The sequence below is a fragment of the Saprospiraceae bacterium genome (genome assembly GCA_016717265.1).
Classification (GTDB): Bacteria; Bacteroidota; Bacteroidia; order Chitinophagales; family Saprospiraceae; genus Vicinibacter.
Genome location: JADKFX010000001.1, coordinates 3920531 through 3937500, shown reverse-complemented (window position 1 = coordinate 3937500; position 16970 = coordinate 3920531). Strand labels below are relative to the sequence as shown.

At 33.5% G+C, this 16970-nt stretch carries 6 protein-coding genes (1 of these 6 cut by a window edge); 1 reads left to right on the top strand and 5 read right to left on the bottom strand.

All coding sequences use genetic code 11. The features are described from left to right. The 5 genes from IPO86_15405 to IPO86_15385 form a co-directional block, all read right to left on the bottom strand. On the bottom strand, window positions 1-2683 hold the 5' portion of the coding sequence (locus IPO86_15405; protein ID MBK9729496.1) for a gliding motility-associated C-terminal domain-containing protein. It extends 695 nt beyond the left edge of the window; the window shows 2683 of its 3378 coding nt (coding positions 1-2683); the start codon lies at window positions 2681-2683; its stop codon lies beyond the left edge, outside the window. Continuing rightward, window positions 2680-6030, bottom strand: coding sequence for a gliding motility-associated C-terminal domain-containing protein (locus IPO86_15400; GenBank protein ID MBK9729495.1), 3351 nt, complete (start codon window positions 6028-6030; stop codon window positions 2680-2682). Before IPO86_15400 ends, IPO86_15405 begins: the two co-directional genes overlap by 4 nt. Continuing rightward, a complete protein-coding gene (locus IPO86_15395; protein MBK9729494.1) occupies window positions 6027-9404 on the bottom strand; it encodes a gliding motility-associated C-terminal domain-containing protein in 3378 nt (1125 codons plus the stop codon). The genes IPO86_15400 and IPO86_15395 overlap by 4 nt, the downstream gene beginning before the upstream one ends. Then, entirely contained in the window at window positions 9401-12760 is a 3360-nt protein-coding gene (locus IPO86_15390) for a gliding motility-associated C-terminal domain-containing protein (protein MBK9729493.1), read from the bottom strand. Before IPO86_15390 ends, IPO86_15395 begins: the two co-directional genes overlap by 4 nt. An 81-nt stretch (window positions 12761-12841) precedes the next feature. Beyond that, window positions 12842-13717, bottom strand: a complete 876-nt coding sequence (locus IPO86_15385; protein ID MBK9729492.1) for a pirin family protein — start codon at window positions 13715-13717, stop codon at window positions 12842-12844. A 215-nt stretch (window positions 13718-13932) separates the two neighbouring features. On the opposite strand from IPO86_15385, the gene IPO86_15380 reads away from it, so the two are divergent. After that, on the top strand, window positions 13933-16941 hold the full coding sequence (locus IPO86_15380) for a right-handed parallel beta-helix repeat-containing protein (protein ID MBK9729491.1): 3009 nt from the start codon (window positions 13933-13935) through the stop codon (window positions 16939-16941). Window positions 16942-16970 lie beyond the last annotated feature (29 nt).

Sequence of the window (16970 nt, the reverse complement as noted above, 5' to 3'; positions counted from 1 at the left end):
TTAGGATTTTAAAGGCGCCATCGTTTTGATTAAAACAGTTAATAGAATCCAGTTGATAATTTAATCGCAACGGCGCATAGGAAGTATTCAAAAAAATTACGCTATCACATCCTAAAGTATTATTAAGAATTAAAGTATCCAATCCTACCATAGCAGGCAAACAAGAAGTCATTAAAATTGTGGTCGTGTCCGAAGGTAGCAAAGTTGTAGTTTGAAAAACGACACTATCGCAGGTGTTGGTTGTAAAGATCAAAGTATCGATCCCAACGTTCGAAGGGTTGCAGGTAAACAGATTTGAAATGCTCGTGTCAGCAGGTGTAAAACGAATATCGGTGATGACTAAACTATCACACGTTGCTGTTGTAAATATTGTGGTATCGATACGAACATTATTTTGATTGCAAGTATTCAATTGCAAGTAAAGGGTATCTGCAGGAATAAAGCTGGTTGTTGTTTGAATAATACTATCACAACCAAAACGGTTACTAAGTTTTAGTGTAATGGTGCCAGCCTGAGAAAGAAGACAAGAATTTTTTGAAATAAAAACCGAATCCGAAGGATTTAAAAGAATGGTTTCAATAACAATACTATCGCAGCCTAGCTGATTTAAGAAAGCTTTAGTGAAGAATCCGGTTTTACTTGGATCGCAGGTAGCACTTTGTATAAAATTGCTGTCTATACGAAGTGCGATGTGAGAAGTAATTACGAGACTATCACAATTGCCAACGTTAAAAATGGTGGTGTCAATATAATTTTTAGAAAGACCACATTCTTGTTTGAGAAGTTGTGTAATTTGTTGAGCAGTAAAAATCGTATTTACAGTTACAATACTATCGCAGCCAAAATTATTTTTGAGATTTGTAACGACAACACCTTGCTTTGTGGAATCACAAGTAAAATTCTGAATCAAGATACTGTCAGTAGGCAAAGGAATATGTTCAGTAATTAAAAGAGAATCACAAAATTGACCGGAGACAATAATGGTATCATTAAAAGTATTTTGAATCAGACAGCTAAAATTCTGAGTTACTGATTGATGAATAGTGTTTAATTGATATTGGTAAAAAATGACAGAATCACAACCGTTAGAATTGAGTAGATAGATTGTGTCGGTTAATTTTTGATTTGGATCACAGGTATTTAAAGAAATCAAAGTAGAATCGGAAAGTCGTTTTATTTTTTGATGAATGACAATACTATCACAACCATTCACAGTATATTTATTCGTATCAATTGTATTACTTGTAAATGCACAGGAGTATTCGGTAATTCTAAAAGTATCGCTATTACTTCGGTATAAAAAACTTGCGGTTGTGCTATCTGAATTTCCACAACGATCTTTTGCATAAAAAGTAACTTTAAGAGGATTTTTTGTAGTATCCCCATTAAAATTAGATGAAAGAATTACGGTATCACAGTCGGTACTAACTTTTGAAAAACCAAAGAATTTTAGCCAGTTTCTTAAAGAATCAATTGTATTAGGAATACAAACATAATTTTTAGATTGTGCTTGTATTGTAAATTTTGGTGCGAGTGTATCTTTTACGATAAAGGCAGCAGATTCAACATGCTCTTGTCCGCAATGATCTATTGCAATAAAATCAACTACCGTGCTGTCGCAATATTTTTTTGGAAGTCGATCTACATAAAATCTCCAGCTTACAGCGCCACACACATCGGCTGCAATTGCATATCCATTCTTTTTAATCCAGTCATTAAATTCTTTAACAATATCCTGTTCGCAATACACAACCTTAGTTTCGGGTAATTTTATAAATTCAGGTGGTGTTTTATCAATAATATCTATAATCTGATTTTCAAATGCAATATTTCCGCAAGCATCTTTAATGGTCCATTCACGGGTAATTTTAGAAGTGCAAGGATTAATAATTTCTTTAGATTCTTTGAAACTTACCGCTGGATTTATATCACAATTATCAGTGATGTCCAGTTTTGGAACTTTTGGAATATCTTTTTCACATTCTACTTCAAGATCATCTTGTGGATTGTTTACAACTGGTTTTTCTTGATCATTTGGACATTCAAAAATTTTTATATCATCGATCAACATACCAATCTGACCATATGAAGGGGTACCGCCTGAATCTGAAAATTCCATATCTGCAGAGCTTGCTTGTGCAGTAAAATTATAGGATGCTTTCAACCAAATAACATTACCAGGGTTATTTGCACTCCAACTTACATTTAACCAATTTCCTTTTGCTATTCTTAAAGAAGCGCTATAATTTCCTGGTAATAAAAAAATTGCATAATAAAATTCAATGGTGTAAAGATATCCAGGGGTTAATCCTGTTAGGGGGTACTTCATGGTTCCGGGTCCACTGGCAAATCCTGGTGATCCATATAAGTCAACATAATTTGAAGGGCCGTTTGGATTGCCATAGCTCGTCATAATATAATGATCTTTATCAACATGGTCTACGCTGCCGGTTGTAATATTCCAAGGACCCATAAAGCTGCCCGAAAAATAATTATTAAACCATCCGGGTGGGGGATCTGGACCAAATTCAAAGTCAAGACCAGGAAAATTCATTTCTTGAACTGTGCCGCAACAGCATTTTACCTGAGCCTGTACATTTTTAGTTTGATACCAAAATAAAAACAAATAAAACACCCATAAGTGATATGGAGTCTTTCTAAAATTTGAGACTAAGAATTTCATTTGATTAAGCTAAGATCGCCGAATAATTCAACTGCATCACCATCCTGAATTCGTATTTTAGCATAATAAATATAAACGGCAGGATTCATTTGCTCTCCATGAAATTTACCATTCCATCCAGCCGTGGGTATATTAACCGGAACATTTTTAGCTTCAAATAATTTATTTCCCCAGCGGTCATAAATAAATAAGATTTCTACAATTGCCTGATCAAATCCTTGGATATAGAAATAATCATTGATGTTATCGCCATTAGGAGAAAAGACATTGGGAGCAAAAACATTCCCAGATTTTTTAACCCGGATAAAAATGGAGTCTAAACTATTACATCCCCGGTCATCAATAGCAAGTGTATAAATCCAGCTATCCTGATCGATGATTACATCAATTTGATTGCAACTAACACAATTGGTAATATTAGTAGGTTGCCAAAAAATAGTTTGTAAATTTTTATTGGATATTAAATTAAGTTGCACACGAGTTCCTTGTTTAACTTCGAGATCATTTCCTAAATCGGTAATCAATTCCGTTGGATTCTCTAATGTAAACAAAATAGAATCGGTCAAACAACCCTGATTGTCTTTGACAAAGACTTCATAGTTACCCGGAACTAAATTATGGATTTGATTTTGATTTGTAAGAATTGTATTATTGAAATAAATTTCAAAGGGTGAACCAAAATCAATACTATTTAGGATTTTAAAGGCGCCATCGTTTTGATTAAAACAGTGAATAGAATCCAGTTGATAATTTAATCGCAACGGTGCATAGGAAGTATTGATAAAAATTACGCTATCACATCCTAAAGTATTATTAAGAATTAAAGTATCCAATCCTACCATAGCAGGCAAACAAGAAGTCAATAAAATTGTGGTCGTGTCCGAAGGTAGCAAAGTTGTAGTTTGAAAAACGACACTATCGCAGGCCTTGGTTGTAAAGATCAAAGTATCGATCCCAACGTTCGAAGGATTGCAGGTAAACAGATTTGAAATGCTCGTGTCAGCAGGTGTAAAACGAATATCGGTGATGACTAAACTATCACACGTTGCTGTTGTAAATATTGTGGTATCGATACGAACATTATTTTGATTGCAAGTATTCAATTGCAAGTAAAGGGTATCTGCAGGAATAAAGCTGGTTGTTGTTTGAATAATACTATCACAACCAAAACGGTTACTCAGTTTTAGTGTAATGGTGCCAGCCTGAGAAAGAAGACAAGAATTTTTTGAAATAAAAACCGAATCCGAAGGATTTAAAAGAATGGTTTCAATAACAATACTATCGCAGCCTAGCTGATTTAAGAAAGCTTTAGTGAAGAATCCGGTTTTAGTTGGATCGCAAGTAGCACTTTGTATAAAATTGCTGTCTATACGAAGTGCGATGTGAGAAGTAATTACGAGACTATCACAATTGCCAAAGTTAAAAATGGTGGTGTCAATATAATTTTTAGAAAGACCACATTCTTGTTTGATAAGTTGTGTAATTTGTTGAGCAGTAAAAATTGTATTTACAGTTACAATACTATCGCAGCCAAAATTATTTTTGAGATTTGTAACAACAACACCTTGCTTTGTGGAATCACAAGTAAAATTCTGAATCATGATACTGTCAGTAGGCAAAGGAATATGTTCAGTAATTAAAAGAGAATCACAAAATTGACCGGAGACAATAATGGTATCATTAAAAGCATTTTGAATCAGGCAGCTAAAATTCTGAGTTACTGATTGATGAATAGCGTTTAATTGATATTGGTAAAAAATGACAGAATCACAACCATTAGAATTGAGTAAATAGATTGTGTCGCTTAATTTTTGATTTGGGTTACAAGTGTTTAAAGAAATCAAAGTAGAATCAGAAAGTTGTTTTATTTTTTGATGAATGACAATACTATCACAACCGTTCACGGTATATTTATTAGTATCAATAGTATTACTAGTAAAGGCACAGGAGTATTCGGTAATTCTAAAAGTATCGCTATTACTTCGGTATAAAAAACTTGCGGTTGTGCTATCTGAATTTCCACAACGATCTTTTGCATAAAAAGTAACTATTAGAGGATTTTTTGTAGTATCCCCATTAAAATTAGATGAAAGAATTACCGTATCGCAATCGGTACTAACTTTTGAAAAACCAAAGAATTTTAGCCAGTTTCTTAAAGAATCAATTGTATTAGGAATACAAACATAATTTTTGGATTGTGCTTGTATTGTAAATTTTGGTGCGCTCGTATCACGAACAATAAATGATGCAAATTTAGAAGTTTCTTTTCCGCAATGGTCGATAGCTATAAATTCACTCAAGATGGTGTCACAACTTGTTTTAGGGACTCTTTCGAAGTTATTTCGCCAACTTACTAGTCCGCATAGATCACTTGCTAATGAATTACCATGTTTGTTAATCCAGTCATTAAATTCTTTGATTACATCTTTATCACAAAATACAATTTTTGTTTCAGGGTCTTTTGTAAATTCAGGTGGATTTTTATCAATTATATTGATTACTTGATCTTCTATTGTAATATTATCACAAGCATCTTTGATCGTCCATTTGCGGGTAATTTTTTTAAAACATAAATCAAAAATTTCGATGGTTTCTTTAAGACTTACAGATGGGTTAAGGTCACAATTGTCACTCAACATTAAATTCATAATCTTGGGAATATCTTTCTCGCATTCTACTTCCAGATCTTCAGGAGGATTTAAAACGACAGGAACCTCAAGATCAGCTGGGCATTCAAATATTTGAATATCATCAATCAGCATACCACAACATGGTGTGGATCCACTTCCAATAAATTCCATAATTGCTGTTGAACCATTAGCGGTAAAATTATAAGTTGCAGATAGCCAAATCACATCTCCAGGATTAGACGCATTCCACGAAACATTTAGTAAAGAACCGCCATTAACCGTCAATCTAGCTGAAACACTTGATGCGAAGGAATGGATTGCATACCAAAAAGAAATTGTATATATATTTCCAGCGGTAAGTCCTGTTAAAGTATACGATGCAGATCCCTGATTGAAGCCATGTAAATCCATATGTTGTGTTGAACCATTTGGATTGCCAGCACCTAAATTTAAATGACCAGGATCGTGAATACTTATAGAACCAGATGTAATATTCCAGCCATTATAATTATCGCCGGCTATATAATCGATCCATCCACCCGATGGAGCCATAGGAGGAGATTCAAAATCAAGATTTGGATAGCTAAGTTCAGCCGGAATACCACAACAACAATTATTTTGACTAAATAAGAAATTATGTGCAATGAAGCAAATACAAAATGTTAGGATTAAATTTTTTGGTTGTTCAAGTACAGAAGCGACATAATTCTTTCTCATTTAATTAAATTGACATCACCGAATAATTCAACTGCATCACCATCCTGAATTCGTATTTTAGCATAATAAATATAAACGGCAGGATTCATTTGGTCTCCATGAAATTTACCATTCCATCCAGCCGTGGGTATATTAACCGGAACATTTTTAGCTTCAAATATCTTATTTCCCCAACGGTCATAAATAAATAAGATTTCTACAATTGCTTGATCAAATCCTTGAATATAGAAATAATCATTGATGTTATCGCCATTAGGAGAAAAGACATTGGGAGCAAAAACATTCCCAGATTTTTTAACCCGGATAAAAATGGAGTCTAAACTACTGCAATTCCGGTCATCAATGGCAAGTGTATAAACCCAGGTATCCTGATCGATGATTACATCAATTTGATTGCAACTAACGCAATTGGAAATATTAGTAGGTTGCCAAAAAATAGTTTGTAAATTCTTATTGGATATTAAATTAAGTTGCACACGAGTTCCTTGTTTAACTTCGAGATCATTTCCTAAATCGGTAATTAATTCCGTTGGATTCTCTAATGTAAACAAAACAGAATCGGTCAAACAACCCTGATTGTCTTTGACAAAGACTTCATAGGTACCCGGAACTAAATTATGGATTTGACTTTGATTTGTAAGAATTGTATTATTGAAATAAATTTCAAAGGGTGAACCAAAATCAGTACTATTTAGGATTTTAAAGGCGCCATCGTTTTGATTAAAACAGTGAATAGAATCCAGTTGATAATTTAATTGCAACGGTGCATAGGAAGTATTCATAAAAATTACGCTATCACATCCTAAAGTATTATTAAGAATTAAAGTATCCAATCCTACCATAGCAGGCAAACAAGAAGTCATTAAAATTGAGGTCGTGTCCGAAGGTAGTAAAGCTGTTGTTTGAAAAACGACACTATCGCAGGTGTTGGTTGTAAAGATTAAAGTATCGATCCCAACGTTCGAAGGATTGCAGGTAAACAGATTTGAAATGCTTGTGTCAGCAGGTGTAAAACGAATATCGGTGATGACTAAACTATCACACATTGTTGTTGTAAATATTGTGGTATCGATACGAACATTATTTTGATTGCAAGTATTCAATTGCAAGTAAAGGGTATCTGCAGGAATAAAGCTGGTTGTTGTTTGAATAATACTATCACAACCAAAACGGTTACTAAGTTTTAGTGTAATGGTGCCAGCCTGAGAAAGAAGACAAGAATTTTTTGAAATAAAAACCGAATCCGAAGGATTTAAAAGAATGGTTTCAATAACAATACTATCGCAGCCTAGCTGATTTAAGAAAGCTTTAGTGAAGAATCCGGTTTTACTTGGATCGCAAGTAGCACTTTGTATAAAATTGCTGTCTATACGAAGTGCGATGTGAGAAGTAATTACGAGACTATCACAATTGCCAAAGTTAAAAATGGTGGTGTCAATATAATTTTTAGAAAGACCACATTCTTGTTTGACAAGTTGTGTAATTTGTTGAGCAGTAAAAATTGTATTTACAGTTACAATACTATCGCAGCCAAAATTATTTTTGAGATTTGTAACAACAACACCTTGCTTTGTGGAATCGCAAGTAAAATTCTGAATCATGATACTGTCAGTAGGCAAAGGAATATGTTCAGTAATTAAAAGAGAATCACAAAATTGACCGGAGACAATAATGGTATCATTAAAAGCATTTTGAATTAAACAGCTAAAATTCTGAGTTACTGATTGATGAATAGCGTTTAATTGATATTGGTAAAAAATGGCAGAATCACAACCATTAGAATTGAGTAAATAGATTGTGTCGGTTAATTTTTGATTTGGATCACAGGTATTTAAAGAAATCAAAGTAGAATCAGAAAGTCGTTTTATTTTTTGATGAATGACAATACTATCACAACCATTCACGGAATATTTATTCGTATCAATAGTATTACTAGTGAAGGCACAAGAGTATTCGGTAATTCTAAAAGTATCGCTTCCGTTTCGATAAGAGAATATAGCAGTACTACTGTCAATATTTCCGCAACGATCTTTCGCATAAAAAGTAACAGTAATTGGATTTTTAGTAGAGTCACCATCAAAAGTATTGCTTAGAATAGTTGTATCGCAATCTTTCGTATTTATAGAGAAGCCACTAGACATTAACCAGACATTAAGTGAATCTCTGATAGCAGGAACGCAAAAGAAATTTTTGGATTGAGCTTGGGTAATAAATTTGGGTGCTGTGGTATCTCTTACAATAAAAGTTGCAGATTCAACATTTTCTTGTCCGCAATGATCAATTGCTATAAAATCAACTACAATACTGTCACAATATAATTTTGGAAGTCGACTAATAAAAGATCTCCAACTTATGGCACCGCATTCATCTGTTGCAATAGCATTTCCATTAAATTTCATCCAGTCATTAAATTCTTTAAGTACATCTTGGTCACAATGCACAACTTTATTTTCTGGTAATTTTGTAAATTGAGGTGGTGTTTTATTAATAATATCAATTATCTGATTTTCTTTTGTAATATTTCCACAAGCATCTGTAATTGTCCATTCACGGGTAATTTTTGAAGTACAAGGATTACTAATTTCTTTTGTTTCTTTAAAAACAACGATTGGATTTATATCACAACTATCAGAAATATCCAATTTGGGTGCTTTCGGTACATCCTTATCACATTCAATTTCCAAATCATCTTGTGGATTGTTTACAACTGGTTTTTCTAGATCATTTGGACATTCAAAGATTTTTAAATCATCGATTAGCATACCGATTCCATAAGTAGCCGAGCTCGGACCGGTATCAGTCATTGACAAATTTGTTGATGCAGCTAATGCTGTAAATGAATACGATTTTTTTAACCAGATTACACTACCAGGATTATTTGCAGTCCAATTTGCATTTAACCAAGCTCCATTTCCAATTTTTAAATTTGCTGAAAAGTTACCATTTGCCGTAAATGTAGCATACCAAAGTTCAATTGTGTAAACATAACCAGGAGTTAAGCCCGTTAAGGTGTATTCTATAGTACCTACAGTACTTCCGCCTGGTGCAGAGCCAAACAAATCAATAAAGTTTGATGCTCCATTCGGATTGCCAAAAGCTAAACCTCCACAATAGTCTTTATCGCCGTGGTCAACAATTCCTTGCGTTATAGTCCAGGGTCCAAGATTGCTTACAGCAAAATAATAATTATATCCTGCAGGAGCAGGAATTGGATCTAATTCAAAATCAAAGCCTGGAAAATCTAACTCATTTGGTGTTCCACAACAACAATTTATTTGTGCATATGAATTAAAAACCAGGAATAGGAGAAAACAGCTTAATGCTATTTGAATTATTGAAAGTCTATTATTTAAGATTTTAGGAAATTGAATCATTTAATTAAATTGACATCACCAAATAATTCCACCACATCAACATCCTGAATTCGTATTTTAGCATAATAAATATATACACCAGGATTCATGTTTCTATTTTGATGTTTACCATTCCATCCAGCTGTTGGTATATTAACTGGTACATTATAGGTTTCAAATAATTTATTACCCCAGCGGTCATAAATAAATAAGATTTCTACAATTGCCTGATCAAATCCTTGAATATAGAAATAATCATTGATGTTATCGCCATTAGGAGAAAAGACATTGGGAGCAAAAACATTCCCAGATTTTTTAACTCGAATAAAAATGGAGTCTAAACTACTGCAATTCCGGTCATCAATGGCAAGTGTATAAACCCAGGTATCCTGATCGATGATTACATCAATTTGATTGCAACTAACGCAATTGGAAATATTAGTAGGTTGCCAAAAAATAGTTTGTAAATTCTTATTGGATATTAAATTAAGTTGCACACGAGTTCCTTGTTTAACTTCGAGATCATTTCCTAAATCGGTAATTAATTCCGTTGGATTCTCTAATGTAAACAAAACAGAATCGGTCAAACAACCCTGATTGTCTTTGACAAAGACTTCATAGGTACCCGGAACTAAATTATTGATTTGATTTTGATTTGTAAGAATTGTATTATTGAAATAAATTTCAAAGGGTGAACCAAAATCAGTACTATTTAGGATTTTAAAGGCGCCATCGTTTTGATTAAAACAGTGAATAGAATCCAGTTGATAATTTAATTGCAACGGCGCATAGGAAGTATTCATAAAAATTACGCTATCACATCCTAAAGTATTATTAAGAATTAAAGTATCCAATCCTACCATAGCAGGCAAACAAGAAGTCAATAAAATTGTGGTCGTGTCCGAAGGTAGCAAAGTTGTAGTTTGAAAAACGACACTATCGCAGGTGTTGGTTGTAAAGATCAAAGTATCGATCCCAACGTTCGAAGGGTTGCAGGTAAACAAATTTGAAATGCTCGTGTCAGCAGGTGTAAAACGAATATCGGTGATGACTAAACTATCACACGTTGCTGTTGTAAATATTGTGGTATCGATACGAACATTATTTTGATTGCAAGTATTCAATTGCAAGTAAAGGGTATCTGCAGGAAGAAAGCTGGTTGTTGTTTGAATAATACTATCACAACCAAAACGGTTACTCAGTTTTTGTGTAATGGTGCCAGCCTGAGAAAGAAGACAAGAATTTTTTGAAATAAAAACCGAATCCGAAGGATTTAAAAGAATGGATTCAATAACAATACTATCGCAGCCTAGCTGATTTAAGAAAGCTTTAGTGAAGAATCCGGTTTTAGTTGGATCGCAAGTAGCACTTTGTATAAAATTGCTGTCTATACGAAGTGCGATGTGAGAAGTAATTACGAGACTATCACAATTGCCAAAGTTAAAAATGGTGGTGTCAATATAATTTTTAGAAAGACCACATTCTTGTTTGATAAGTTGTGTAATTTGTTGAGCAGTAAAAATTGTATTTACAGTTACAATACTATCGCAGCCAAAATTATTTTTGAGATTTGTGACGACAACACCTTGCTTTGTTGAATCGCAGCTAAAATCCTGAATGCTTGTGCTATCCTTGCGCAAAGGAATATGTTCAGTAATTAAAAGAGAATCACAAAATTGACCGGAGACAATAATGGTATCATTAAAAGTATTTTGAATCAGACAGCTAAAATTCTGAGTGACTGATTGATGAATAGCGTTTAATTGATATTGGTAAAAAATGACAGAATCACAACCATTTGAATTGAGTAAATAGATTGTGTCGGTTAATTTTTGTTTTGGATCACAGGTATTTAAAGAAATCAAAGTAGAATCAGAAAGTCGTTTTATTTTTTGATGAATGACAATACTATCACAACCATTCACAGTATATTTATTCGTATCAATAGTATTACTTGTAAAAGCACAAGAGTATTCGGTAATTCTAAAAGTATCGCTATTACTTCGGTATAAAAAACTTGCGGTTGTGCTATCTGAATTTCCACAACGATCTTTTGCATAAAAAGTAACTTTAAGAGGATTTCTTGTAGTGTCTCCATTAAAATTAGATGAAAGAATTACGGTATCACAGTCGGTACTAACTTTTGAAAAGCCAAAGAATTTTAGCCAGTTTCTTAAAGAATCAATTGTATTAGGAATACAAACATAATTTTTGGATTGTGCCAGAATTATAAATTTTGGTGCGCTCGTATCACGAACAATAAAAGAAGCAAATTCAGAGGTTTCTTGTCCGCAATGATCTTTAACAATAAACTCTGTAAGTATTGTGTCGCAATATTTTTTTGGAATTCTATCAAAACTTGTTCGCCAGGTAACAGGTCCACAAAGATCCATGGCAGTTCCGTTTCCATTTTTTTTAATCCAGTCATTAAATTCTTTGACTACATCTTTATCACAGAATACAATTTTTGTTTCTGGTAATTTTGTAAATTGAGGTGGTGTTTTATCAATAACATCTATTATTTGTTCCTCTATGTTTATATTTCCACAGATATCTTTTACTTCCCATTTCCGGGTGATTTTTTTTGTACACGGATCAATGTTTTCTCTGGTTTCTTTGAAACTAATAATTGGATTTGGATCACAATTATCGGATACATCTAATTTTGGGACTTTTGGAACTTCACTTTCACACTCAACTTCAAGATCATTTTGCAAATTATTTATAGTTGGCATTTCAATATCGCCAGGGCATTCAAATATATGAATATCATCGACCAGTGTTCCAGCAAAATTCATTGGCCCTGTACTACTAAACTCCATAGTGGCAGCACTTGCTAAAGCAGTAAACATATAAGATTCTTTGCGCCATGCAACAGCACCTGAAACATTGACCGTCCAACTAACATTTAACCAAACACCATTTGCTATTTTCAAAGTACCATCTGATGAAAATCCACCACCATTTTGAGCAGTCCAAAAGTCAATCCGATACTGGTTTCCGGGAGTAAGGCCAAACAAATCATAAGAAATAGCACCAAAACCTGGTGACCCGTGGAGGTCTATGAAAAAGCTGGAGCCATTTGGATTTCCAGCACCTAAGTTACCAACGCCTCCATCACAATGGTCTATGGTTGCTCGGGTTACCGTCCAGCCTCCAAAATTTGAGCCAACCCCATAAGTAAAAAAGGTATTTGGAGAAGGCGAAGGTCCGGCTTCAAAATCCAGATTTGGAAAGAAAATCTCATTAAACTGACCGCAACAACAGCCACCGCCGCCTTTTAATTCATTCGTTTTAATAGGGTACAATATTCCCAATTGGGAATTTATACCTAAAACATAAACTAATAGTATTGCTGATAGTAGCAGTTTTTTCACACTTATAGGGATACAGAACCATAAAGTTGAGAATAATTCTGTAACTCAGCATATATTTTTATTTTACAATTTATAATTAGTTTATTCATCAAGATAGCCAAATTTTCCATTTCGAAAATCTAAAAATGCTTCTTGAATTTCCGCCTCAGTATTCATTACAAAGGGTCCATATGCTGCAATGGGCTCATGAATGGGTTCTCCTGCCATAAATAACATCGTAGCTCCGGATTTGCTTATAAATTGAACTTTATGGCCATCATTTTTAAACAAAACCAGGTGATCTTGGGTAGCAAGTTCTTCACTGAAATAGCTTGCCTCTCCTTCTATTATCAGCATACAGCAATTAAAGGATTCTTCAATTGTAGTTTCAAAAATGCCACCTGCTTGTAAGGTAATTTTATAAAGTAACACCGGACTAAAGGTTTTAGCCGGACCCTTTACACCTTGGTATTCTCCGGCAATGATTTCAACAATTCCACCATTTAAAGGATATATAGCAATATCTGATTTAGTGATTTCCTGATAGCGGGGAGTAGTCATTTTAAATTGAGCTGGAAGATTTACCCACAGTTGGGCCATATGAAAAATTCCGCCTTGTTTGCTAAATTCTTTTTCATGATATTCCTTATGTAAAACGCCTGAACCAGCTGTCATCCATTGAACATCACCATCTTGAATAATACCATGATTACCAGCACTATCATGATGGGCAATTTTGCCTTGAAATGAAATGCTAACAGTCTCAAATCCGCGGTGTGGGTGGACTCCGACACCTCTGGGGTTCTCACTTGGACTAAATTCAAATTTTGAATTGTAATCCAACATAAAAAAAGGGCTCATTCTGTGCAAATCATTAAACCCATTGCCTGGAAAGAAATGGTGGACCCTAAAACCATCACCAACCATATGTGGTTTTGGTGGAGGTATTATCTTTTCTATTGTTCTGAATTCTTGCATGGAACTAAAACAATTTTTAGTGATTTGAGTTTTTCAAAGCTGTAAATTATAATCTAATTGCTGTATTATTTGCAATTCTTTAAAATGAATATCGTTATCAAAATTGAAAAGTTTAAAGTAATTTGATAAGATGATGATATTCTATTTTAGCTTTTAAAAATCGATTCAATTTCTTATATTTACAGGAAATGTTTTATAAATTTAAAATTAGAGCTATGGAAAATCTAAAATTGCTTTCAAGATTACAACTTAACCAAAATACAATGTTTTATAAATCATATATATATATATATATGATTATTTTAATATGTAATTGTATTGGTTTAAGTCAATCTGGAGAACCCTGCGATGCTTCTAAAATTGGAGCGTTATCAAAATCATTTATAGATCCCAATTCCAATCCTTCACAATTTCCTAAAGTTTGTATTAAGATAAAATTTCATTTTGTTAAAGAGAATCGTCCTACATCTGAAACAGTTCCATCAGAACGGATTTATGCAGATTGGTTAAATGGACTTAATACTGCATATGAATCAGGAAATATACATTTTACATTTGATGGTGATTGTCCGGATGTAGTTGATTTAGGCCAAGATACAATACCTTCCGGTTTTGCTGCTTGGTATAAAATTAGGAATAATCCTGGTTTATTTGGATATGATGCTAATGCAATCAATATTTATGCTACTTCCAAATTTGGTGGAGGTGCAGGAATTCGTGGAGATAATATATTAATGTCTGCTGGACCTATTCCAACTTTAGTTCATGAATTGGGTCATACCCTTGGATTGTGGCATACCTTTGGAAAAGGTAATCCGGATTATTACAGAACACCATTTGAACATCCATGGGAATGCAAAGATGGAACAAATCTTAATGGACATCAAAGTGATGGCATAGCAGATACCCCTGCAGACGCCTATACAATGGATTTAGATAATGATGGTTTAGCAGATGAATGGGATTGGTTTAATAATTCAGCTTGTCTCCAAAAGCAAGAAATTAATTCGTATCCAGATGATTGTAATGATACTACTTTGGATTGGACAATTCCTTTAGATAATTGGATGTCATACTATGGCAATTGCAAGGAGAAAAAATTTACAAATGGACAGTATGAAGTAATGCATGAATTTATAGTTAATTCATTCCAGGCAGCGGTGGTAACAGATTGTGAAAATGATCCTTATTTCAATCCGGTGGATTGCCAGAATTCGGATATTATTATAGATCAACCAACAATTTGGCAAAATGGAACAATGCAACTTTGTAAGAATCAGAAAATACTGATTGAAGGAAGTGGTTCGTTGACCTTAATAAATTATAAAATAACAAAGCAGGATGGCCCATATCCCAATTGTCCAGGATTATCCAAGCTTGGCAATTGGGATGGTATCTATTTATACCCATATACTACAGGATCTGGACTTCCAAATGGACCGGCACTTCGAGTTTTAGGTAATTCAATAATAGAGTATTCAGAGAACGGTATAAATGCATTTAATTTTGATAAAATCGAATTTAGTAATAGTGTATTTAGAAATAATGGTCTTGGAATATATGCCAGAAATGGCCTTCAAGGATTGCTTATTACGAATAATAGTTTAATTGATGCAAGTGCAAGTAAAGCATTGCGTGAAATTTACCTTAATAATTGCAGAGGATCAATTATAAATAGTATCATCTCGGGTTCAGGAATGAATACAGGTATTTTTTCTTATTACGGTGCCTTGTATATTTCAAAATCACGAATAGAATCTTTTCAAACAGTTATAGAAAAAGAGCAGGATAAAATCACAGGAGGATTTCAAGAATCCTTTGGTAGTTCTGGTTCAGGATTGGTGATTCAAAATTCAGATCTGATTTCTAGTTATGATAAATATCAGGCAATACGAATACAGGGATGTAAAGATGTGTATGTATATAAGAATTATATACATGGTTCTATAAGTGCAACTGGTATAAGTTCAGGAAATTGGCTTTCTAATAATTTTAAATTTAATGTTTTAATAATTTCACCACAAAACGACTATCTATTTAGCAATAACTTATTTTATGGAAGCCAGCTAGAATTGTACAATGCACAAAGTTTAACCAATGCAATATGCAATCGTTGGCAAACTGATGGGACAAATGCTGTAGCAGCAAATGCGTATCCTTTAAAGGCAAGTTGGGGTAGTAAAAATATGTCTTCAGGAAATCAGCATGTTGCAAGCACAAGTCCTACTATGAATTCAGCGGATCCAAGACAAGAAATAACAAATTATTTTGATCAACAAAATCCACTTGAAGAATTTCAATATCAAGGAGAATTTAAAGGAGGTGAATCTGATTTACCTATAGCTACTTGTTTATATGATTATAAATCAGGAGTTAGACAATATGATAATAATCAAATTGAGGATTGTGATACCATTCAACTCTTGCAGACATGGGATTCGCTAAACTATCAATTAGTTTTACAGAATCAAGAACTGGAAACGGAAATAGATTCGATTCAAATTGTAATTTTAAAAGGACAAATCAGTGAGCTTTCTTTTCAAAAATCAGCAATTTCAAGTAAAGCGCTTCGTTGTTTGAGAGCAATAAATCTGCAATCGCAACTATATCTTGACTGGGTTAACAAATTAGATCCAGAGTTAATAACTTTAAATCAAATCAGTGAACTTTGGAATAACGAAAATTTTGAAGCAATTGCTTTAGTATCTGGTATCAGTTTAGAAGCTAATAATGACTTTCAGGTCTTAGTAAATGCAGCCCAAATGCTTGCCGACTTTGTTTCAGATTCTGTAAATATTTATGCATTATCACTAGAACAATTGCAAGGTTTAAATTCAATTGCTCATCAATCTTATGGTGATTATTCAAATGAACTTAGGGCCTGGCTAAATGCGTATTATAGCATACAAATTGATTGGCCTCTGCCTTTATGGCCTTATGCTTCCAAATCTAAAGCCGGTAAAAAGAAAGAAGCATCGCATTTTAAAATTATCCCAAATCCATTTGAAGATTGTTTCCAAATCAGGTTATCTGAAAATGAATATTCAGAATTAAACTTTAAGATTGGTATTTATGACAACCAAGGCAAGAAGGTATTTAATGCTGAATGTAAATTGAACGAATATCTCTGTTTGCCTTCACTTTTGCGTGGTTCGATTTATTTTATTAGAATATATGATTTAACCGGAAATCAGATTGAAGCCAGCAAAGTAATATTCAAATAAATAGTCAAATCAAAAGGAATTTTTAATAA